This is a genomic window from Mucilaginibacter sp. P4_A11, from assembly GCF_056402535.1.
Genome location: NZ_JBFUHE010000017.1, coordinates 114,448 through 138,359, shown reverse-complemented (window position 1 = coordinate 138,359; position 23,912 = coordinate 114,448). Strand labels below are relative to the sequence as shown.

The following is a 23,912-nucleotide window of genomic DNA, read 5'->3' as shown; positions in this document are numbered from 1 at the left end:
TTTATTCTGAGTCCTTATCTCTGTACAACGGAAAGTCGTACATTAACTTGTGAACCCTTTTACGTATTTTCTTGATAGAATGTTCATTTTCAGGATCAGTAATTACAGCATCTATCAATTCAACAATATGCTCCATATGTTTTTCTTTCATACCGCGGGTTGTGATGGCCGCAGTACCCACACGGATACCTGAAGTTACAAACGGTGATTTATCATCATATGGCACCATGTTTTTATTCACGGTGATATCGGCAGTTACCAACGCATTTTCGGCAGCTTTACCGGTAATGTTTTTATTACGCAGGTCGATTAGCATTAAATGGTTATCGGTACCGCCAGATATGATCTGGTAGCCCAGTTTCACAAATGCTTCGGCCATGGCATCAGCATTCTTTTTAACCTGCACAATGTATTTCATATAGCTGTCGCTCAAAGCCTCGCCAAAAGCAACTGCTTTAGCGGCAATGATGTGCTCCAACGGACCACCCTGTGTACCAGGGAATACAGCCATATCCAGCAATGACGACATCATCCTGATTTCGCCTTTAGGGGTTTTAATGCCATATGGGTTTTCAAAATCTTTACCCATCATAATTAAACCACCGCGCGGACCACGTAAAGTTTTGTGGGTGGTAGTAGTAACGATATGGCAATGCGGAAGTGGATCGGTCAATAAGCCACGGGCAATTAAACCCGCCGGGTGCGAAATATCGGCCAGTACCAAAGCACCAACCTCATCAGCTACCTTACGGATAAATTCATAATCCCAATCGCGTGAGTATGCCGAAGCACCAGCGATGATCAGTTTTGGTTTTTCGCGCAGGGCAACTTCTTTCAGCTGGTCATAATCAACCAAACCGGTTTCTTTTTTCACCCCATAAAAATGTGGCTCATACAATTTGCCCGAAAAGTTAACAGGCGAACCATGTGTTAAGTGACCACCGTGAGAAAGATCGAAGCCTAATATTTTATCGCCCGGCTGCAATATCGCAAGCATAACTGCTGCGTTTGCCTGTGCACCTGAATGCGGTTGTACGTTAACCCACTCGGCGTTGAACAGTTGTTTAGCACGTTCAATAGCTATGGTTTCAATTTCGTCAACCACCTGGCAGCCGCCATAATAACGCTTGCCCGGTAAACCTTCGGCATATTTGTTAGTTGCAACAGAACCTGCCGCTTCCATAACCTGCCTGCTTACAAAATTCTCAGATGCTATAAGCTCAATGCCTTCTTCCTGGCGTTGCTGCTCTTCATCCAATAGCTTAAATATCAGTTTGTCTCTTTTCATTGTGTGTTTTTAACGGTGCTAAGTTAAGCAATTGATATAGATTTGAGATAGTGGAAGTTAGATTTGAGACAGGAGCGATGTTAGATTTTACTTAATTTAAAGTAAACACAATATTATTTGCCGTGCAGGCACTTACAGCAAATAAATTATCAGCAACCAGTATTTATACTTATACTGTTGATTACAGGTTTAGCTGATATTCAATAGTATAGCTTAAATTATAATGGCATTTACTATAAATTATTCATTCCTCAAGCTTTTAACCGGATTAGCGAAAGCAGCTTTTATAGTTTGCAGTGCTATCAAAACCGCCGTAACCATAGTAAGTGATGCCACCGAGATTACAAATGGTGATAACGACAGATCAATACGGTAAACATAATCATTCAGCCATTTTTGCATGATGACGTAAGCTAACGGGCAGGCTATTAAACCGGCAATGATCACCACACCTAAAAAATCCTTTAAGAATAACATCGTAATCCCCGAAACCGAAGAGCCCAGCACTTTGCGGATGCCTATCTCTTTGGTACGTTTCTGAATACTCAAGGATATTAAACCCAAAACCCCAAGCAGTACTATAATCACCGCTAAAACAGCTGCTATGTAAGCAGCTTTCTTTAATTGCAATTCGGTAGTGTACAACTTTTTCAGCGCATCATCCATAAAGTGGTATTCAAACGGGGCGTTAGGGATAAGTTCGGCCCATTTCTTTTGTATAGCAGTTAGGTTTTGCTGTATATCGCCGGCTTTTAATTTGAATGAAAAATACCGATAAGCAACATAGTAATTAACATTTACAAATATGATCGGCTTAATGCGCTCATGCAGGGAACCAAAATGAAAATCGGCGGTAACGCCACCAACCGTATAGGGAACGGCGGTATTACCTTGCTGGATCATTATTTTTTGACCAATAGCATCTTCAGGTTCCTTCCAGCCTAATGCTTTTGACTGTGTTTCGTTAATAGCTACCAACGTTGAATCGGCGGCTTGGTAAACCGGTTTAAAAAACGTGCCTGCTTTTAAAGGAATGTTATAGGTTGAAGCATACTGGTTATCATCCATTAAAATTTGCGAAGCCACAGCTTGCGTTGGGCTTGCCCCTTGCCTGTAAACCGGCGAGTTAAAGCCATTGGCTCCGTCAGGGATTTCGTAAGAGAGCGATACGCTGCTTACCTGCGGCATTTGCGCCATTTGTTCACGGATGGCCCCCATTTTATTTACCCCTGCTGTCGACCAATCCCGTGGCAACTGGGCATACACAATATAATCTTTGCTATAGCCCAGGTTGTTCCCAAAAAACAAACTGATTTGCTTTGAAACAATAATTGCCCCGATAAATACAATTGCGGCCGTAGTAAACTGAAAAGCAACAAGGGCTTTCCTGAAAAATACCCGCTCTTTCACTGCTGTTAATTTACCTTTTATAGCATCAACAGATCGTAAGGCAGATAATACCAGTGCAGGATAAATACCCGCAAGCGCGCCAACCAAAAGTACAAACAGTAACAAAACAGGAATAATATAAACGGGGAATGCTAACAGCCCGGCAATTTCGCGGCACAAAACACTGCTGAAATACGGCCTTGCCACCAGGTAAATAATAACTGCAAAAATGGTAGCAAAAAGCACCATCAATACCGACTCTACCAAAAATTGCCAAATCAATTGCTTCCGCAAGCCGCCAAGTACCTTGCGTACGCCCATTTCCTTCATCCTGCCCGATGAACGGCCGATACAAATATTTACAAAGTTGATGACTGCCATCAGTAATATAAATAACGCGATTGCCGAAAGCGTAACGATCATTTTTTTAACCACGCCACTTTCAGCTGTTAGATTATAGTCTTTCAACGAAACAAGATATGGGGTAAGGTCTTTAGCAACCTGTGGAGTAGCGTTTTTTTCGAGCAGTTCGCGCATGGCTTTTTCAACCGTTTTAGGATTAACTCCCTTTTGCAGTTCAATATAACTTACCCATTGCGCATTGTTCCAGTTATTTACTGTAAATCCCCAGAAGGTATTTGAACTTTGCCCAAAGAAAAAATCAGAATTATTGCTGTCGTTTAAATTGGTAACCGAATTTTTGGGCAGCTGTTGTAAAACGCCGGTGATGGTGAAATCATGCTTATTGCCTGTAAAATTCTGAAAATTGAGTGCTTGCCCTATCACATCTGTTTTGCCAAAATACTTCAGCGCCATGCGCTGGGTTATTACAACTGATAACGGATCTTTCAAAGCAGTTTTTACATCGCCATACAACAGCTTAAAACCATACATGTTTAGCAGGGTGCTATCGCCAAACTGCATACTTTCCCTGAAGCTTTTTTCACCTTTGGTTACTATAGATGTTATCCCGTTAAAGCTGTAATAGTTAGCAACAAGATTAGGATAGTTTGCTTTCAAAGCTTTTGGCAAGGCATCAACAGAAGCAATATCTACTCCCTGATTTGGATCGCGCCATTTGCTGAGGATGATGTATTGATCATCTGCATTTTTAAGATCGTGATTTACCCGGAGTTCGCCCCATACATAAGCACCGATGATCAGCGTAAAAGCTATACCGACAGATAGTCCAAAAATGTTAATAATGGAAAAAGCTTTATTTTTCCAAAGGTTTCGCCAGGCAATTTTAAAGTAGGATTTCAGCATCGGTCGGGCATTTACACAAAAATGCGACAGAATAACCAATATAAGCCGGGTTGATATGTTAAATAATGTTATTTGTTTGAGCTAAAGACTTAAAGCAGAAAGCCAAAAGCTCCGGAAAAAGCATAGCGTCTTTAGCTTTCCGCTTCAATCCCGGCTTTTGACGAGATCCAGAAATTATTATATCCCAATCCAATCTGGATATCGATCAAATCCTGCTGAAGCATTTCCAACACGGCCAGAAAGTTATAGACAAAGTGCACCTTGTTTTCAGATTCTTTGGCGATGGCTTTAAAATCGAGCATTTTATTAATCTTGAGCAGATCGGCAACCGCCTTTTTTTGCTTTTCGATGGTGTAAGGATATTGTACTACCGTATGCTTTACTTCCTCATTGCGCCTGGTGAAATTGCGGACCATTCGCTCATAAACAACCATGAGGCGGTAAAGGGTTAGCTCGGATAGTTCTTCGCCGGGGACGGCCACTTTTTCAACCTGCTCAAGGTCATGTTTGATATTGCCGCGCTTTTCCTGTTTAAAACGCTCATCCTCCATGGGCCTTATCTCTTCACACGCCTCTTTGAACTTTTTATATTCGATGAGTTTCCTGATCAGGTTTTCTTTGGTGTCCGGGTCATCACCTGCTTCTTCGGTACCATAACGCGGCAGCAGCATTTTGGCCTTAATGCGCATAAGGGTTGCTGCAACGAAAATAAATTCGCTGGCAATTTCCATGTTGAGGCTTGTCATCTGGTGCAGGTAGTGCAGAAAGTCATCGGCAATTTTCGCTATCGGGATATCATGGATATCCAGCTCATCGCGTTCAATGAAAAACAGCAGCAGGTCAAACGGGCCTTCAAACTGGGGTAACCTAATGGCAAAACTATCGTCGGTCATAAAATCCTGTCAAAAATAAACATTTCGGCCGGAATCAGCATAGCGGGAATTAAGGTACAAAACACAGGCGGTCAGAATTAAAAACAGGTATTATCCCGCTTCAGTTTGCTGTAATAACCGATCGTAAGTCGACCATTTTGTTTGGTATATCCTGTTTCTTAAGTAATTTAATATCTTTATATACCCTGAATTTAACAATAATTACCTTATTTTGCAGGTTAAATATCCTTACGAATGTCAATGCAGGTACCGGCCGGGAATTTATTACAAAAAATAAATTATCCATCTGATTTAAAGCTACTTAATGAAAACGAGCTTGAACAGGTATGCAAGGAGCTACGCCAGTATATTATTGACGTGGTATCAGTTAACGGGGGGCATTTTGCCGCCAGCCTTGGTGTAGTTGAACTTACTGTAGCATTACAATATATACTTAATACACCTTACGATCAGTTAGTTTGGGACGTTGGCCACCAGGCTTACGGTCATAAAATACTTACTGGCCGCAGGGATGAGTTTCACACCAACCGGATCCATGGCGGTATCAGCGGCTTCCCAAAACGCTCGGAAAGCGAGTATGATACCTTTGGTGTAGGCCACTCATCAACCTCTATATCTGCCGCGTTGGGTATGGCTGTTGCCTCCCAGTATAAAGGAGAAACCGACAGGCAGCATGTAGCCGTAATTGGCGATGGCGCCATGACCGCGGGTATGGCATTTGAAGCGCTCAACCATGCAGGCATCGAGAACTCCAACCTGCTGGTGATCCTGAACGACAATAACATGGCCATCGATCCCAACGTTGGCGCATTAAAAGAATATTTGACCGATATCACTACCTCAAAGCCATATAATCGCTTCAGGGACGATATCGCGCACGTATTGGCCAAGCTATCATCAATTGGCCCTGATGCCTTCAAAGTGGCTCAAAAGCTTGAAAAAAGCATTAAAGGCACCCTGCTTAAACGGAGTAACTTTTTTGAAGCGCTTAAGTTCAGGTACTTTGGCCCGATTGATGGACATGATGTAAATCACCTTGTAAAAGTTTTGAAGGACCTGCGTGATATCCCCGGCCCTAAACTACTGCATTGCATCACGGTAAAAGGCAAAGGCTATGCCCTGGCCGAAAAAGATCAGACCAAGTGGCACGCTCCCGGTTTGTTTGACAAGATCACCGGCGAGATAAAAAAAGCTAAATACGATAAGCCTCAGCCCCCTAAATACCAGGATGTGTTTGGGCATAGCATTATTGAACTGGCAGAGCAAAACCCCAAGATCATGGGGATTACACCGGCCATGCCTTCAGGTTGTTCATTAAACCTCATGATGAAGGCTATGCCAAACCGTGCGTTTGACGTAGGCATTGCCGAACAGCATGCGGTGACCTTCTCTGCCGGTTTAGCTACCCAGGGACTTGTTCCGTTTTGCAATATCTACTCCAGCTTTATGCAGCGGGCCTATGATCAGGTGATCCATGATGTGGCCATACAAAAGCTCAATGTAGTATTTTGTCTTGACCGTGCCGGTTTTGCCGGTGCCGACGGCGCTACCCACCATGGTGCTTATGATATGGCGTATATGCGCTGCATCCCTAATATGATTGTATCAGCGCCCATGAACGAGGAAGAACTCCGCAACCTGATGTTTACCGCCCAGCAGGAAAACATGGGGCCGTTCGTGATCAGGTATCCACGCGGTAACGGCGTTATGGTTGATTGGCAGCGTCCGTTTAAAGCTATCCCTGTAGGCAAAGGCCGTAAGGTTTGTGATGGTGATGATGTGGCGATCCTCTCTATCGGGGCTATCGGTAACGAAGTGGTTAAAGCCACTGCCGAACTTAATGCCGAAGGTTATAACCCGGCTCATTACGATTTGCGTTTTGTAAAACCGCTTGATGAGGCTTTACTGCATGACGTATTCAAAAACTTCAATAAAGTGATTACTGTTGAGGATGGCTGTATAGAAGGCGGCGCAGGTACTGCTGTGCTCGAATTTATGGCCGACAATGGCTACACCAATATCCAGGTAAAACGCCTGGGGATCCCTGACAAGTTCATTGAACACGGCGACCAACCCGAGCTTTGGGCCGATTGTGGTTTCGATGCCAACGGCATTGCCCGGCAGGTACGTAACATGGCAGAAAAGCGGAACGTGAATAATATAGCATCGTAGTTACAAATACTGCCTTAGCTTACTGATATAAATAGAAGCCGCCTCATAAGTAATCATGAGGCGGCTTCTTAACTTTTACCCAATGGCGAACAATAATCAGGCTATAAAAGATATGTTATATGCTAAATTATTAGTTCCGGCAGCCGGTGCTGTAGCATAGTTGATATTTATATTGGTAGCATCTGCTGTTATATAGCCAATGTTACCAGCCGCGCTGTTTGTGGCTATCGCAGTAAACCAGCTTGGAGCAGCTGCTAACAAATGCGGAATACTAATAACAGTTGCACTTCCTGTTCCGGAGACTGTTACGGTTTTTAAGGTAGGAACATTTTGATAAATGCGTCTCCATGCTGATGTAGCGGCATTATATTCGTATAAACCGGATACGTCGTCGGTTTGATAAATCAGCAGGCCATCAGCAGGGCTGGTTACGCTTTGACGCTGAAATTTATTCATTCTTACCGGCAAGAATCCCCGGGTCCCTGAATCGATCTGGAACATTGCTGAATTATCAAGTGCGTTTGGATCACCGATATGACCAAATCCTCCCCAGATCTGCCGCCATCTTAAAGTCTGGTTTCCGAAATTCAAGCCGTTGTCAACAGACGGGCTTAGGCCCGTTCCTACCGTAAGTCCCCCGAGTATTGTACCGGCTCCTGAAATTTTGAATGCAGCCGTTTGCGTTGTTGCCGTTTGATTTAAGATACTATTAAAACTGGTTGTTGAAATATACATCGGCTGCCAATCTGTAGTTGTATGTGTTGAACCAGTTGTTAAACGCAGCCAACCAAACAGGACAAATCCGTTTGCATCATTAACCGGGTTGGTATTTCTGACAACCTGATTTTTGATAAATGAACCGGAGGTTGGCTGGGCCGCCGATTCTTGTAAGTCAGTGTTTTTGATGGTAAGTAATTGGTCGCTGAAATTGCCGGGAGTGCTGTCTATCCAGAAGATCCGGTTTGCAGTAGTGTTGGTAAGCGTCTTAATACCGTATTGATTAACCGGGTCACAGTAGTAATTATTTGAATAAACAAATGCCTTGGTAGATGTATTTCCCCCAACAACATCTTTGGTGTTCTTAAAATTGTTATTACTTACTTTAGGGCCAACTGCATATGGCGCGAAAACCGCGTGATAAAATGTCCCGGTATCGTTTGTCCAGCCACCGGTCAGCAGACCAAATTTAGTCAACGTTTGTCCGCTAACGGAAGTTATTGCCGGCGTGGATAAAGTAACGCTGTTACTTGCATTATATGTAACAATTTGAGCCACCAGGGAGTCGGCGGTAGGCCCATTTAAAAGCCCCAGGAAACCGGCACCGGTTATCTGAACAAGCTTTCCCACATCTGATGATGAAAACGGTGTAGAGGTAGTAGTAGTTAATGTGGTGGAGCCGGCAGTAATATTAGCATCTGTAATACCGGTTCCCCCGGCAGAAGTGGTATCGGCCCTGTCTGTCGCCTCTAAATACGGATCGGGATCAAAGCTATTCCCGGTAATATTCATATCAACAGGATATTGCACGGAAGGACTAACATCCAGAAAAACACCTTCCAGCGTCCTTTCAATGGTATTGTCCTTGATGGTGATATCTTCTCTCCAACTTTGAGGGTCGAAGTAAATCCCCCGCTGAAAACCATAAATATAGTTATTGATGATCTTTAAACCTTTGTTAGGTCCGCCTACAGTAATGCCATATGATTTATAATAGGCATTTTGCTGTGATCCACCGTTGGCCATGCAAATAGTTCCCTGGTATCCTAAAACATCAGTGTCACCTTTTCTTGTCCATAAACCATAACCATAAGCATCTGATATTTTAGTTAACCCGCTAAATGATTGCATGATGGAATTATGGGCAACAATCACGCCCCTGCTTTGTCCGTGGGCCAGGCTAACACCTTCGAGATTCCAAAAAAGCTCGGGTTTCACATATTGTTTAAGTAAAGTGGTAAAAGTACCCGGATACACGTTGTTGCTTAATGAAGTGGCTTTCATTATCGTAAACCCTAATTCGATACCATCTGCTGATGCACCCGGAATATATCTTGGTGTGCTATTTTCGTTAGGGTAGGTATTATGACCATCTTCCACACCATAATTCAGTTCGGGTGTACAAAGCTTTAATACATCTTTTATATTATTGTTGGCTATTACTACGTTCAATGATTCTATCTGGCCACCCGAGGCGGTTTCCACTGAACATCTGATAGCTCTGCCTTTTATAAATGATAAATTATTGTTTGCGATTATAGCATTCCGGGCTCCGCCAACGGTTATACCCTGAGAGCAGAAGGTTTCATTATCACAGACAATAGCGATATTATCTACATGTCCGGTTGGATCTGATCCATTAGATAGCCCTGAACAATCTACTGCAAGAAAATCATCTTCAATAAACCTGCCCCTGTTTCCGGTCATGATAACTTTTTGCGCGTCACCTGCATTTATACCATCTCTTAATATGTTCTCAAGGATATTGTTAGTAATAGTAACGGTGCCGCCTGATAGCGCAAAGCCCATTTCTCGAGACCATTTTCCATAGCAATTATCTATTTCAACAAATTGGTAGTTACTCAGCTTCATCAGGTAACACCTAACCACAGTGGCAGTGGCCGGTACATTTTGATACTTAAATCTATCGGCATAGCCCCACAGGCATATGTTTTTAACGGAAATATTTCCCGGCGCCGGCAAAGCTGCCATATAATCCCATTCAATCAGGGTGAAGTTATCCTTTATTGCATAAATGATACTGCTATATTTGTTTTCACCCAAAATGTGGGTGTAATTTTTAATCTGCAATTTCCCCGATATCGCATATTTACCTGCGGGAAAAAATACACTTCCTCCTCCTATGGCAGCAACTGCATTGATGGCATTTTGAAGTGTCGTAGTATTATCACTACCATAATTTACCTCGCTGGCTGTTACATCGGTCGCTGCCGCATCCTGTAATATTACCTCTGTCGCCGAATTAACAGTTACAATAGCCGTTGAAAGTGCTTGCGGGATGTTATCTGAGCCAAATTCGTTAAGTATATTCACGGCAGCAGCTGCACCGTTAATCGTTATTTTTTTGCCTACATCGACCGAAGTAAAATTTGATCCGATACAGGTAAGCTTGGTCGGGTCTGCGCCGGCACCCGTTACAATGATTGTTCCGGTTACGGTTTTAACGTCTCCTGTAGCACCAAACCACGTCACGTTGACGTAATCGTCATAAACACGTTTCCACCTGCCGGTTGTAACGGAACTCACCTTGATGATGAAACCGTCATTGTCTGTTAGTGTGTTACCGGGATCCCAAAAGAAGATCCCCTCGCCGCCGTCGCCGGTTGTTGTTCTTCCCTGTACAAATACTGATTCATCGCCCGAGCTGTAGACATGGCTACGCAAGGCTGCATAGTTAGCAATTGTTGTCATGGTATAGTATTAATTTATGAATTGATAATTCTCTGTTGAGTATAGCAGGCGTTACTTTGAATTTACAATTGCCTCTAAACGACAATTGTAATTGTTGCACTTATGGAGAAAAGCCCGGCCAGGCGATCAGATGTTGGATATGATCTTTTGGATCAAACTTTAAATAATAGGTCGGTAGGGGTGAAAATTTGTGATGCATAAACAGAAAGGCTGCTTTAACAAGTAGGTTAGGTTAAAATTATTATACTATGAATGTAGCAAAGATTTCTGCGTTGCGCAAAGGAAAATTAATAAGTTAACATAATTTAACAGTAACCCTACCTATGTGAAAACACCGGGCTATTATGGCAAGAGTTTAGCTTTACTAATTGGCTTGAAGGCCGCGGAGTGGCCTGTAATTAAGAATGCGTTGGTGTTATCGGGACAAGCTAACGAGGGATAAGTCCCTTGTACTTTTGTTTGGTGATACCCCAAAAATAGGAGGGGCTTACTTTGATCTTGATGGCGGGCGGTATCCTGTTGGTTGTGCGGAGGTCAGCATTCAATAAAGCCACAACTCACCTTTGAAAAGCAGGATCAAATTGTGCTTGTGTGCAAAATTTGATCCTGCCTGGATATGGTCATCAATGCGTTTTATAACTCACCAGGTCATTATACACACTGCGGAATGAACTGCGGATACCGAATGTCAGCATTGATGTTTTATCATTAAACTGGCTGTTTTTATCACGGCGTACCAGGCCGCCAAGCTCAAACCTCAAATTATATTTAGGGTTAATTAAATAGGCTACTTTTCCTTCCAGGTAAACCATGTTGGTGGTTAAGCCCTGCCCGGTATAATTGCCATACTCCCTTGCCGGATCCTGGTAAGCAAGGTAAAGATCTTTACCATAATTTAGGTTGTTGATATTTAAGCCATAATGACCATAATCAACTTCGCCGGTAAAATCAAATCTTTTATATGAGTAGTTCAGTAAACCTACGGCTTCACGGAAATTAGCGCCCCATGGATGGCCAAGCGGTTCGCCATTCTCAGCATAGTTAAGTACTGAAGCTCGTTCTGAATAGGTATATGGTTTAACATTATTTGTTTCAAGCAGGTAGTTCAGACCTTTTACATTAAAAAGGTTTGCGCCCCTGATACCCAATTGAAACCCGTATTTATTACGCGAACTTCCTTTGCTTGAAAAAAAGCTTGATGATTCAAACTCGTCAAGTGCAAATTGCCCATAAGCTGTAATACCATCGGTTAGTTTATATTTAGCTGTAAACCCGATCAAAGCATTATCAGGCGAACCGTTTGAGGCTTCAACCGGCCTTAAAAATATTACCGGGTTTATGTAAGTAAAGTCAAACCCGCGTTTATGACCCTGGTCGTCTTTAGCTGCCCAGATCACCGCGTCAAAGAAACCAAGTGACAAGCGATTGGTTACGTTCCAGTCTAAATAATGAAACACACCAAATTTTTTCCTGTCGCCATTATCCACTTTTATCGAAAGCGGGTCATTGAAATAGGTCCACATGGCCATATAGCGCACATTACCCAATGTAGCTGTTAATTTAAAGAAAGGATATGGCGAGGCATAATCAGATAATAACAATGAACGGTAGCCATCACCAATAAAAGTTTTATCGCGGCCGGCGCTGATGTTCAAAAACTTTATCGGGGTATAGGAAACATTAGCCGTAATGTACGACCAGCGGTATTCATTACCATAAATAGCAGCATAAGCCTGGCCCGGCGCTATACCAACCTGGTTAACATAAGTCTGCAGGTAATTGGGCAATACCGCGCGGTTTTCATAACCGGCCACATTATATGAAAAGTTTTTACCGAAAGTTCCGCCCAACTGGATGCCAAGCGTACCAAAATTGGTGTTCTTTTTACCGGAGAAATCCCGGCTCAAATTAAAGTCGGGCAGCAGATCGGCATAAAAAGTGGAGTTGCTGCTTTTAACATCAATCTGGTGTTCGTTAAAAAAACGCCCTTTAAGTCCGTTAAGGTTCATTAACGAATCATAGTGAACTTTCAAAAGCGAATCATCAACCATAAATGGCTTCAAGGAGCTATGCACCCTTGTTTTGGTCGAATAAACATCCTCATTTAGTTTTTGATAAAACTGGTAATTATAAGGCTGATAAACTGACTGCGCCTTCGTAAACCCGCTTATCAAAAACAATAAAATAATGCTTGTAAATATTTTCTTCATGTATAACTTATATGGTTTAGATCGTTGGTTATTCAAAATAATTAAGCGTATTAAAACCACCCTTTCTCAGGTATTCGTCTTTTTTTACCAGGTGCAGGTCTGAAAGTACCATATCAGTTACTAATGCCTGCAGGTCATACTTTGGTTTCCATCCCATCTTTTCATAGGCTTTGGTGGCATCCCCAATTAGCAGATCGACCTCAGTTGGCCTGAAATACTTTGGATCAACCTTTACCACTGTTTGTCCAAACCTTAAAGCGTCCAAATTTAATCCAAGTTCAATGATCTTTTCCTCATCAATATCAATGATCACCCCGCGCTCGTTCTCATCCTTCCCACTAAATTCAACCTCGATACCTAATTCCATGAACGCCATCCTTATAAAGTCGCGCACGGTAGTGGTTACCCCGGTTGCTATTACAAAATCTTCGGCGGTTTCCTGCTGCAGCATCAGCCACATAGCTTCTACATAATCTTTGGCGTGCCCCCAATCGCGCTGTGCCGAAAGGTTACCTACATACAAACAGTTTTGCATGCCAAGTGCAATCTTTGACGCAGCCCGTGTAATTTTACGGGTAACAAAGGTTTCGCCCCTAACCGGGCTTTCATGATTAAAAAGGATCCCGTTGCAGGCATACATACCATAAGCTTCGCGATAGTTAACTACAATCCAGTAGCCATATAGTTTTGCTACGGCGTAAGGTGACCGCGGGTAAAATGGCGTAGTTTCACTTTGCGGCACCGCCTGAACCAAACCATAAAGCTCGGATGTGGAGGCTTGGTAAATGCGTGTTTTTTTGGTGAGATCAAGCAGCCTTACTGCTTCAAGGATTCGCAATGTTCCAACACCATCTGCATTGGCAGTATACTCTGGGGTTTCAAAACTTACTTTTACATGGCTTTGAGCCGCCAGATTATAAATTTCGTCGGGCTGAACTTCCTGGATAAGCCTGATCAGGTTAGTTGAATCGGTAAGATCGCCATAATGCAGGCTGAATTTGGCACCAGACTCATGCGGATCATGATATAAGTGATCTATCCTGTCGGTATTTAATAATGATGAGCGGCGTTTAACCCCATGAACCTCATAGCCCTTCTTCAGCAGAAACTCTGCTAAATAAGCGCCATCCTGACCCGTTATTCCTGTTATTAAAGCCTTTTTCATTAATAATCCGCGTACATGTATTGTATAGTACAATAATATCCAATTTTATTGTAATTACTCCCATAACGCTCAACATATAGGCATCAACTATGTTTATGCTACTGTTAAACGACCAGAAAAATAGGAAGAGAAGGCTGTTGGAGAAATCAGATTCCGGCTACGGTATCTTCCAGTTCCTGATACCAGTCGGCGCCGTATTTGCGAATAAGCGGATCTTTTAAAAATTCATGAACGCGCACTTTTAGCTCATCACCAAATGAACAAGCAGGGCTGCAGATATTCCAGCGGTCGTAATTTAAAACATCAAATTCCGGGTATGAGGTTATGCGGATAGGGTACAAATGGCATGAGATAGGTTTTTTCCATGTAATTGCACCTTCCTCATATGCTTTTTCAATACCGCATTTAGTAATGCCATTTTCCCATATTACATACGCACATTCCTTATTGGTATCAACGCATGGCGTGGTATAATCTCCCTCAAAATCGGTGACGTAAACGCCATCTTTTTCAATGGTTTTGATACCTTTTGCAGTGAGATAAGGTTTTACTTTAGGATAGATCTCTTTCAGGATGTCAAGCTCATCGGCGTTAAGGGGGGCTCCCGAATCACCTTCAAGACAGCAGGCGCCCTTGCATTTATTTAAGTTACATACAAAATTTTCCTTTACCACATCTTCGTGCAGTAACACATTGCCAACCTCAATCATCTTTTTAAAATCAATCTTTAATAGGGTTTAACGGATATTTAAGTCCCGTTGCCGATTTCAGGTCCATTGTTACGCTGCCAATCAGCACTTCAACATGGGCCTTTACCGGAATCCTGTTTTTATCATTGGTAACCCAAAGGTACAACTTACTGTTTTTCCGGAAAATACGCCCCGGAATAATAGCCGGGCTAAATTTAAGACAATTAAACTTACCAAGCGAACATTCAACCGTTTCGGTACCAACGTAGGTTATCTGCATGCTGTGAAACCCATCTTCCAGGAAGTATTGCAGATCAAATGTATCACCCTCATGCAGCTTTGAAACATCAATAGCCCGTGCAAAATAATAAGCCGATACAAAATCAAAGGACTCGCCTTTATAACCGTATGTTCCTTTATTTGCTGTTACCTTTTTGTCTTTCTGATCAAAAGTAACATTGTCTGTATGCCTGTACTTACCTTCGCGCCTGTTTTCGGTATAAAAATAGGGCATCAGCGTTGTTTGATCAATGTATGATTCATAACGGTTACGCACCTTATAAAACAAGTCGAAAGAGCCGGCGGTTTTGCCTTCGGCAACAAGGTGAAAAGTAGGGCGGTCATTATATTTTTTATCGCTGGCCTCTACCTTGATGGTAGCTTCGGCAGCGGTAAAAAATCCGTATTTCATTTTGTAGTCCAGTTGTTCACCTGGCTTGAAGATCGATTCGTTGATCTTTTTCAGTTCCTGGGCAAATCCGCCCGAACAGCAGGCTAAAAAAAGCAGTACAGCAAAAGTGTATTTATTTATGAGCAGTTTTTTCATTGAATAATAGCCCCTTTAGCGGAGCTTGTGATATGACAACTGCTATTATAAATGGTTTAAACTTCTTTTTATTGCGCAGGGGCACTTAAATACTTAATCCTTACGCTTATAGATGGGCACAGTTGAGCAGGGCTCGCCAAACATGAGGCTTTTAACTACCGCAGTTAACTTTTTGGTAAGCTCAACATAAGCAGATACAGGTACCTCAGCATCGCCGCAACCTTTCAGTACAATACGTTGTCCGCGGTATTGTTCAAAATCGGCTTTAGCTATCTCTTTTTCAAAAAGTACGGTCTCCAATACATCTTTATCACCAAAAACAATTTCGCGGGCGTAGGGGGCCATACGGTTGGCAAGGAGCATATATGCCCAGGCTGGTACAATAGCATCGGCAGAGCAGGTGATGCCTACATTCTTGCCTTCATATTGTGCCCAGTCATGTTCTTTTATAAAGTCCCTGAAGTCTTTCTCGCGCAGGATGAGGCCATGGAACAGGTTATCTTTTATATCATAAATAACACGGTCGCCTCCGGGGTAAAACGAAGCCGGGTCTAAGGTAACAAGGCCGCTTTGAGCTACCTTGTTGATTATATTTTCCTGGATATCCATATCATTTATATAAAAGCTAAAAGCCGAACGCACAAGGCTTAAAGCTTGATTATTAATCTTATTTAATTGCTATTTAACAACAGATAGCCTGTATGAAACAAAAAATCCGGGAACAGCTTAACGCCACTCCCGGATGCAAATTTACTTTAAATTTTGTTTAGAAAAATTTAGCCCTGTTATCTTTTACAATTGCATTATCTTTTAATGCATCCAGTACCTGGCCTTGTGAGCGTTGTAAAAGCGCCTGGTTAATTTGTTCTTTTTGTTTAATGGCGTTAGCAAGTGCAGGTGGGTTGGTGAAACCGTTAACTACAAATACATAAACACCTTGTGTTCCATCAACAGGTTTTGAAATTTTGTTGATAGCTGAGCCAAAAATTGAACCGATAACTTTATACTCTGCAGACTGGCCCGGGATAATGGGGTTGGCAAACACAATATTTTCAACCGGAACTACCTTGCCGCCTACTTTTTGAGCAACCTGGTCAATTGAAGCACCGCCGCTAAGCGCTGCATCAAATTTCTCTTTTAATTGTTTTGCTTTAACCTCGTTACGTACCATTGGCTCAATTTGCTTTTTAACAGCTTCAAGTGCTAATGTACCTTTAGGTTTAACTTCGGTAAGGCGGGTTACTATATATTGATCACCTACGGTAAATACTTTATCAGTGATGTCACCTTTTGCAGCTTTGTAAGCCCATCTAACAACGTCACGTGCATTATCCAAGCCTGGAAGGCCAGAAGCTATAGCAGTAACATCTTCGGCAGTACGTGGCTTTAAACCTTCTTTTTTAGCTTCTGCCTCAAAGTTATCAGATGTTAATGAACCTAAAAATGCCTGTGCTTTGCTGTAAGCTACTGTTTGGGTTTTGCTGCTTGCAGTTAAAGGTTTATCAACTACACCAACTTTAACCAGTTTAACAGAACCTTTTTGGTCCTCAACCTGAATAACGTGGTAGCCAAATTGTGATTTTACAACAAGGATTTCACCTTTACTTGCTTTAAAAGCAGCATTGGTATATTCAGGAACTAAATTACCCTGACCAGCGCCCATTGAGCCATTGGCATCAAATGAGGGAATGTCACCGCCTTTTACAGCGCTGCCTTTATCGGCAGAAAAAGTAGTAGCCAACTCGGCAAATGATTTACCGCCCTGGATCAATTTTTTAATTGAATCGGCTTTAGCTTTAGCTTTATCATCACCGCCTGCAGATGCAAGATCGATTAAGATATGCCTGGTTTTAACCGAATCAAAAGTAGTTTTGGTATCAACCAGCTTAGCTACTTTGTAGCTGCCATTTTCAAGGTAAGGACCATAAACAAAACCTTTAGCCGCGCTAAACATAGTTGTATCCAGTTTCGGGTCAAGGCTGCCTTTACGCTGGTAAGCTAAAGGAGTTTTAGTTTCTGCATTGATCTGTACAAAAAGCGAATCATTAGAAGTGGTTTTGAAATCATTCGCTAATTTTTCAGCTTGTTGCTTAACCGCTGTGCTATCTTCTTTTGAAGGAGCTGCATTGAAGCTTACATACTCAAAGTTTCTTAACTCCGTAGGCGTTTTAAACAAAGCTTTGTGAGCATCATAATATGCGCTGTAATCGGCATCAGTTAAAGTAACTTTAGCATCAGGGATTGAAGCATAATCAAGCGATACATATTTGAAGTTAGCCAGCTTGTTTTTTGCTTCGTAATCATCAGTAGCTTCAAGCGAGTTTATATACAGGCCATTAGTAACCAAAGTCATGTATTTAGTAGCTTTTTTAGCTTCAATTAAGTCTTTAACGAAGTTATTCCACGCTTCTTTTTGCGCAGGGTCGGCTTTACCTGATTGCAGGTAAGCTTTGAACTGGTTGTACCTGTTGCGGTCAAACTGGCCGGTTTGCTGATCGGCAAACTGACGGGCTATCTGCGGGTCGGGATTATTATCACCTACCATCACGCTCAACTCATCATCGCCAACGTTAAGGCCAAGCTTTTCAATTTCTTTGCCTATCAGCAGCTGGCTTAAATACTGGCTCCAGGTAGTTTCCTGCAAATAGCTTGCTATCTGCGGAGAAATGCTCTGTCCCTGTTGTTTAAACTGAGCCGAATTTTGCTCCAACTTTTCATTGAATTTATCATAGGGCACTTTTTCGCCGTTTACAACGGCAAGCTCGTTACTATCGTCCCTGAAAAAGGAACCGCCCGATCTTACAACTTCGCTCACAATGAATGCAAGCAGCGCGAAACCAATAAAGAATGCGAGAATCTTCCCCATTCTTTCGCGCAAAAAACCCATTATACCCATATTACATTTATAATTATTCTATTCTTTTTTTTAAGAGCGCGCAAGATACAATTTTTACTAAAATTCTATAACACAAAATTTTCGTAAAAAAAAGTCATTATTGTGTCGCTTTTTCATCCACATGAAATAAGCCGGTACTACTTTTAAAGGTGGGATTTAAAAGTTTATCGTCGCTTTCAAAGCTATTGCCATTCATAACGTTGCCGCCGCTAAGTGTGGCCTGGACAGGTTTGTTAGAATAAACACGCTTGGTTACCTGGTCCCAGAATAATTCATTTGACTTAAAAGTTTCGCCCTTGGCATTAGTTGCAAGTACGTTGCCATGAAATTCAATTAGCTTTTCTTTCTCGCGCTGGATACCAGTGTCTGCAATTATATTACCTGCAAACTGGCCTGTACCGCGGTCATAGTAATCGATCTTTACGCCTTTAGGCATGATTTTGTAAGGCTTCTTGATCTGGTATTCAATCATCAGCGGGGCGGTAAGATGAATTTCCACCTTAGTCGAATCGCTCATGATCAGGTCAAGCCCCGTGGTACGCTGGGCTACTGTATCAACCTCATTCGCTGATATTTCCCTAACCTTTTTCAGATCGTTTTCGCATGAGGATACTAAAGCCGCCATTGGCAACATTAACAGGCATAAAGCCGGTATGTTAACTAAGGGGCGGCTCATGACAGGCAATTAGTCAAATTTATACTTGGTAAACCACTTATCGTTAAGGGTGAAGCCAAGGTGAATATTAACGTAGTTTTCTTTAACTAAACCGTTAACCAGTGAACCACGCTGGCCAACTTCGGCAGCGATATTGATCTTGTAGTAGCTGCCATTGTTTGAACGTAAAGGAAGGCCCACACCAACAGTACCGGCATAGCGTTTAATTGTAGTACCGTTAATGTGCATGTAAGTTTGATCATATATAGCGCCTATGCGGTAATCAACAGTGGCAAGGTAGTTTCTGATAGTTGCGATGTTTGGGGTATATGAACCACCGATATTGAAAGTTTTGCTATCCTGCAAGCCCTGGTTTACACCGGCGATTGATAAGTCAGACCACTTACCCATAGAGTAATCGGCACCAACAAGGAATTTACCATCACTTTGAAATGAGATCCCAAACCTGTTGATTTGCGGTAGCTTCAATTTTGATTTAGGGCCGGTTGTGCTAACCACACTATCAGCAGGGATGTCCTGGTTACCGTTTGCATCATTAAAATACTGGCTAACAATAAAGCTGTTTTGTGTATTCAGTTTTGTACCCGCTGATGCTGAATAGCCGAGAACAAGGTGTTTTGTTTCAGAAAAATCAAATGAATATTGCAAGCCGTAATCATAGTTTATACCACCAATGGCGTTGCTCGTTTGAATTTTTGAGTTTATAGCGCCTGCCAGATTCGGGATTTCGGTGGTGGCAATATCTTTAATATTACCAAATATGTAGGATACATTTGCACCCAATAACAAGTGCTTGCCTATACCAAAACCATATCCTAAATATGCTTTTGATAAGCTGCCGTCGCCGCTGTAGCTGTAATTTGTTACGTTGGTATCGGCCGGAGAGCCCGAAGTACCTAACTTATTCACAGATTTTTTATAATTGTAACCACGCTCGCTGTATGGCAACAAACCAAAGCTTAGTGCCGAATGCTTTGAAGTAGGGATAGCGAACGCGATGTGGCTAAGCCTGAAATTACTGTTTTTTTGGCTTGAAGCACCAGTTTGAGACAGTGTTAAAAAGTTTGCATACAAACCAACATCAATGGTTGTAAGGTTAATTGCGCCGTATGAAGCCGGGTTTACAACGTTGATGTTATTAAAAAAGCCTATTTTATTGGTGGCTACAGCTATACCGCCCATACCTATGTTTTGGCCCATCAGTTGAGGATCAATATCGCCAATACCGTAACGTGAATATGGAGAGCTCGAAGTTGCCGTTGATTGCGCGTGTGCTGAAAAAGCGGCAACAGCCAATAAAAGTGTTATAAAAAACCGGGTATATTTAATCATTATGCTTTTGTATAGCTGCGTTTAATCCTTTTAAAACCAAATATGGTTCAATATTTATGTAGCGGGCAAAGATGCTATTTTTCAATAGAGTATCAAAAAAAATGCTATCGCCCCCGCTTAGTATAATGTTCAGTTGTTCGCTCATGGTTTTATAGCTTTCAATAAAACCGGTAAGCTCATATTTTACTCCGTTTTGTACTCCCGAACGGATAGCGGTTGTTGTATTATTTCCGTATGGTGTATTAAAATCCGCATCGGCTTCAATAAGCGGTAAACCCGCCGTATAATTATTTAAAGCCTTATAACGCATATTTAAGCCAGGCGATATACTGCCGCCAAAATAATTTCCACCGGCGTCAACACCATCATAAGTAATGGCCGTGCCCCCGGTTATTACCAGGCTGTTTTGACCGGGAAACACATGATATGCACCAATTACAGCTGCCAGCCTGTCGGGCCCAAGGGTTTCCGGGGTTAAATATTGGTTATTTATTCCGCTGGTCATTAAAGTATTAAAATGTATCAGCGGAATTTTTTGCCCCAACATGACCTGCCATGCTTCTGTATGTTTTTTTACCGATGATATGATTGCCTTAACAGGATGGTATTTGCTAAGAAAAGCATCCAGTACCGGCATATCAATAGTTTCATATTGGTTAGCCTCAAGCATTTCATCCAGTTTAAAAACTGCGATTTTGATGAGCGTATTACCAATATCGATAACCAGACTGGTCATCAGGCCCTAACTATTGACAATATTGATTCGAAAATAGCCAAACCATCCTCATTAGCCAGCAAACCATCGGCAGCACGCTCAGGGTGTGGCATTAAGCCAAATACATTCCTGGTTAGGTTTGTAACGCCCGCTATGTTTTCCAATGATCCGTTAGGGTTTGAGTCGGCGGTGATATTACCGGCCTCATCGCAGTACCTGAACATTACCTGGTCGTTATCATTAAGGGCTTTGATCACATCAGCACTTGCAAAATAATTACCTTCACCATGAGCGATCGGGATCCTTAATGCCTGCTGCGGATCAAGCTGCGCAGTAAGTAACGAATTTGATGTTTGCGGTTTTAAGTAAATGTTGCGGCAAATAAATTTACGGTTAGTATTATGCAATAAAGCACCAGGTAACAAACCGGCTTCGGCCAGGATCTGGAAGCCATTGCAAATACCCATTACGTAACCACCTTTTGCAGCAAATTGGATAACCTCCTGCATAATTGGCGAAAAACGAGAAATGGCACCTGAGCGCAGGTAATCACCAAATGAAAAGCCACCGGGTAAAACAACAAAGTCAACACCCTGCAGGTCATGGTCTTTATGCCATAACCTTACTACTTGCTGACCCATCACCTTTTCTAATACATGTATGATATCTTCATCACAATTAGAACCGGGAAATATAACTACTCCAAACTTCATCAGTATTATTTTAAAATTGGGGTTGAACCTAAATAGCTTATTATTATAGTTTCAGGCTACAAAACTAACATAACCGCCGAAATAAGGACGAATGTAAAAGTTAAAATTTGTTAAACTGAAAGTAAATGATGCTGATAAACAACAGCAAATACAGTATTTCATAAAACCAGCGCTTTGTTGCGTACAAAAAATAATAGGCAAAAAACACGGTTACCGGCACTGCACAAAGCAAAAAATGGCTCAGGCGAAACTCCGAATTAAGATAAAATGAAAGTGCTGTGATCAGAAAAATAAAAAACAGCAACTGAAATGTTTTACGGATCTGCACGTAACTTTTAAAGAAATTTTGCTGCAGTTTAAAAAAACAAAGTACCAATATCACAATAACCGGCGCCAGCAGCAGGTAGTTATAAGAGTTTATGCTGATGTGATCAGGGAATTTTTTGCCTAAGGGCGACCAGATATGACTAAACCGGGGCAGCATATCGTTCATGAAATAAATGACCGCAAGGAAAAAGAACACGGTTACATAGCCTAATATCGAAATAATCCATTCGCGCCAGTTGAACGGCCTGTATATGATAAGCGCTATCCATATAATCAGGAACAAATAAATAAACGGGAAATAAACAAGCGAACCAACCGCTACGATCATGCCCAGATCATAAGTTGTTGATTTAACATCATCCCCTTTATAAAGGTTGAATAGTTTAAACAGCATCCATATGAGCAGGAAATTACAAATGAGCGGAGCGCTTAACGTTAAAAAGGGGGTGAACAGGCCTGAAAGCGTGATGTACATCAGCGCCGGTAAAAAAGTGGGCTTCCCTAATAAGTTATGATGATTAATCAGCGAATTGAGCAGTAAGGCCTGTACAAATACAAGGCCGCCCGCCAGTATTACATTTAACAGCGGCGAAAACGCATATTCATATTTTACGGGCACCAGTAGCCGCGCAAATGGCTCAACAAAAATAAACTCAACCTTTTCGGGGATCTGCACCATGAAACCTATCCGCAGCACGAGCAGTAAAATAGCCAGCCATACAATGTTGAAGGGATTATAGTTCCTGAAAAGATTGATCATAATATGCGGCCGTATTTGCGGTTGCAAAATTAGCAGAAAAACTGCTTACGGTGCAATGCTTTAATGCCTTGCATATTGCTTTACCAAATTGTCAACTATAGCAGCTGTTTCATCAGGAAAATCAACAATGATCTTTTTGCTGTCGTTGATCCATTTATTTAAATGGCCATTAAATTTATCGTTTATTTCACTCACCACCGGCACACCCAGTTTAGAGGCCGAAAGCGCGTTACACTGCTGCTCGTATTGCCCTTTCATGGGGATCATCATCACCTTTTTCTGTAAAAACAGGGCTTCGGCCGGGCCTTCAAAGCCGCCGCCGGTAAGCAAGCCGGTGCAGCTGGCCAGGCTTTTATTAAAAGCTTCATTATTTACCGGGAAAATCTCCACGTTACCTGATTGATAGGCCTGTTTTTGCCTTTTTGAAAATACCTGCCATTTAACCCCTTTTTCGGCACTCAAATATTTCAGCAGGGTTTTATCATCATATGCTGGTAGGTAAACGGTATAATGTCCCAGGTCGGAGGTTTCCATCCGCCTTATCTCGCTACGGATCACCGGCGTGTTGATAAAGGTATCATAACGCTCAAAATGAAAACCTACATGGTAGGTAGTTGGCGAATAGTTTTTTAAAAGCCACTGTGCAAAAGGATCCTTTTTCTCGGGCCGCGGTGTGTTGGGCGATACAAATGAACACTGGTGACTTAAGGATACGGATGGTACGCCGCGCAGCTTACAGGCCCAGGCGCTTACAGGCTCAAAATCATTGATGATGAGGTCATACTGTTTTAATGGAAGACTACGCAGATCACGCTGAAACTGGCGCAGGTTCATGATTTTCCAGGTGGCCCAGTTATCTACCCCGCCATTGGTGCCAAATACAAAACTAACGCCATGAAAGCGATATTTCAGGGGTTGCGATAATGACACTTCAGCTTCGGTGCCGCTCACCAGCAGATCAACCTCGCCGTATTGCTGCAGCAGGGGTACAATTTCCCTTGCCCGGCTTATATGCCCGTTACCTGTTCCCTGTATACCAAACAGTATCTTCATTAAAATAATTTCTTTTCAAAAGGATGATGTTTGTGCGGCAAAAAGATGTAATTAACATGCTGATTTACCCGCACCAATATTCAGGGGCTTAATTTAGTAAAGAAAAATGTTTT

General features: G+C 42.2%; 17 protein-coding genes. 1 reads left to right on the top strand and 16 read right to left on the bottom strand.

Annotated features, from left to right (window positions below):
- Position 1: 1 nt before the first annotated feature.
- The 3 genes from AC1DUD_RS26175 to AC1DUD_RS26165 all read right to left on the bottom strand — a co-directional run bounded on the left by AC1DUD_RS26175 (position 2) and on the right by AC1DUD_RS26165 (position 4,836).
- On the bottom strand, positions 2 to 1,288 hold the full coding sequence (locus AC1DUD_RS26175; RefSeq protein WP_477379983.1) for a serine hydroxymethyltransferase: 1,287 nt from the start codon (positions 1,286 to 1,288) through the stop codon (positions 2 to 4).
- Positions 1,289 to 1,528: 240 nt separating this feature from the next.
- Positions 1,529 to 3,943 carry an ABC transporter permease gene (locus tag AC1DUD_RS26170; RefSeq protein WP_477379981.1) on the bottom strand — a complete coding sequence of 805 codons (2,415 nt, stop codon included), beginning with the start codon at positions 3,941 to 3,943 and terminating at the stop codon, positions 1,529 to 1,531.
- A 131-nt stretch (positions 3,944 to 4,074) separates the two neighbouring features.
- Complete coding sequence (locus AC1DUD_RS26165) at positions 4,075 to 4,836, bottom strand: segregation and condensation protein A (RefSeq protein WP_477379979.1); 762 nt, start codon at positions 4,834 to 4,836, stop codon at positions 4,075 to 4,077.
- A gap of 240 nt (positions 4,837 to 5,076) precedes the next feature.
- On the opposite strand from AC1DUD_RS26165, the gene dxs reads away from it, so the two are divergent.
- On the top strand, positions 5,077 to 7,008 hold the full coding sequence (gene dxs / locus AC1DUD_RS26160) for a 1-deoxy-D-xylulose-5-phosphate synthase (protein WP_477380005.1): 1,932 nt from the start codon (positions 5,077 to 5,079) through the stop codon (positions 7,006 to 7,008).
- 96 nt (positions 7,009 to 7,104) lie between these two features.
- Here dxs and AC1DUD_RS26155 read toward each other — a convergent pair whose 3' ends face one another.
- From AC1DUD_RS26155 to AC1DUD_RS26095, 13 genes are all read right to left on the bottom strand, one after another.
- A complete protein-coding gene (locus AC1DUD_RS26155) occupies positions 7,105 to 10,437 on the bottom strand; it encodes a glycosyl hydrolase family 28-related protein (protein ID WP_477379977.1) in 3,333 nt (1,110 codons plus the stop codon).
- A gap of 623 nt (positions 10,438 to 11,060) precedes the next feature.
- Positions 11,061 to 12,647, bottom strand: coding sequence for a gliding motility protein RemB (locus AC1DUD_RS26150; RefSeq protein ID WP_477379975.1), 1,587 nt, complete (start codon positions 12,645 to 12,647; stop codon positions 11,061 to 11,063).
- 28 nt (positions 12,648 to 12,675) lie between these two features.
- A complete protein-coding gene (gene gmd, locus AC1DUD_RS26145; RefSeq protein ID WP_477379973.1) occupies positions 12,676 to 13,812 on the bottom strand; it encodes a GDP-mannose 4,6-dehydratase in 1,137 nt (378 codons plus the stop codon).
- 146 nt (positions 13,813 to 13,958) lie between these two features.
- Complete coding sequence (locus AC1DUD_RS26140; protein WP_330860781.1) at positions 13,959 to 14,522, bottom strand: DUF3109 family protein; 564 nt, start codon at positions 14,520 to 14,522, stop codon at positions 13,959 to 13,961.
- A 10-nt stretch (positions 14,523 to 14,532) separates the two neighbouring features.
- Positions 14,533 to 15,327 carry a DUF3108 domain-containing protein gene (locus AC1DUD_RS26135; protein WP_477379971.1) on the bottom strand — a complete coding sequence of 265 codons (795 nt, stop codon included), beginning with the start codon at positions 15,325 to 15,327 and terminating at the stop codon, positions 14,533 to 14,535.
- 93 nt (positions 15,328 to 15,420) lie between these two features.
- Entirely contained in the window at positions 15,421 to 15,936 is a 516-nt protein-coding gene (locus AC1DUD_RS26130; RefSeq protein ID WP_477379969.1) for a DUF2480 family protein, read from the bottom strand.
- 157 nt (positions 15,937 to 16,093) lie between these two features.
- Positions 16,094 to 18,214: a peptidylprolyl isomerase gene (locus AC1DUD_RS26125; protein ID WP_477380003.1), complete on the bottom strand. Its 2,121-nt coding sequence runs from the start codon at positions 18,212 to 18,214 to the stop codon at positions 16,094 to 16,096.
- Positions 18,215 to 18,320: 106 nt separating this feature from the next.
- Positions 18,321 to 18,899 carry an LPS export ABC transporter periplasmic protein LptC gene (gene lptC / locus AC1DUD_RS26120; protein ID WP_477379967.1) on the bottom strand — a complete coding sequence of 193 codons (579 nt, stop codon included), beginning with the start codon at positions 18,897 to 18,899 and terminating at the stop codon, positions 18,321 to 18,323.
- A gap of 9 nt (positions 18,900 to 18,908) precedes the next feature.
- Positions 18,909 to 20,231 carry a BamG family beta-barrel-assembly machinery protein gene (gene bamG / locus AC1DUD_RS26115; protein ID WP_477379965.1) on the bottom strand — a complete coding sequence of 441 codons (1,323 nt, stop codon included), beginning with the start codon at positions 20,229 to 20,231 and terminating at the stop codon, positions 18,909 to 18,911.
- Positions 20,224 to 20,967 carry a type III pantothenate kinase gene (locus tag AC1DUD_RS26110; RefSeq protein ID WP_477379963.1) on the bottom strand — a complete coding sequence of 248 codons (744 nt, stop codon included), beginning with the start codon at positions 20,965 to 20,967 and terminating at the stop codon, positions 20,224 to 20,226. The genes bamG and AC1DUD_RS26110 overlap by 8 nt, the downstream gene beginning before the upstream one ends.
- Entirely contained in the window at positions 20,967 to 21,659 is a 693-nt protein-coding gene (gene purQ / locus AC1DUD_RS26105) for a phosphoribosylformylglycinamidine synthase subunit PurQ (RefSeq protein ID WP_477379961.1), read from the bottom strand. The genes AC1DUD_RS26110 and purQ overlap by 1 nt, the downstream gene beginning before the upstream one ends.
- Positions 21,660 to 21,759: 100 nt before the next feature.
- The gene (locus AC1DUD_RS26100) at positions 21,760 to 22,746 is read right to left on the bottom strand and encodes a DUF6427 family protein (protein ID WP_477379959.1); all 987 of its coding nucleotides are present in this window, start codon (positions 22,744 to 22,746) and stop codon (positions 21,760 to 21,762) included.
- A gap of 60 nt (positions 22,747 to 22,806) precedes the next feature.
- Complete coding sequence (locus AC1DUD_RS26095) at positions 22,807 to 23,799, bottom strand: glycosyltransferase family protein (RefSeq protein WP_477379957.1); 993 nt, start codon at positions 23,797 to 23,799, stop codon at positions 22,807 to 22,809.
- Between the last annotated feature and the right edge of the window lie 113 nt (positions 23,800 to 23,912).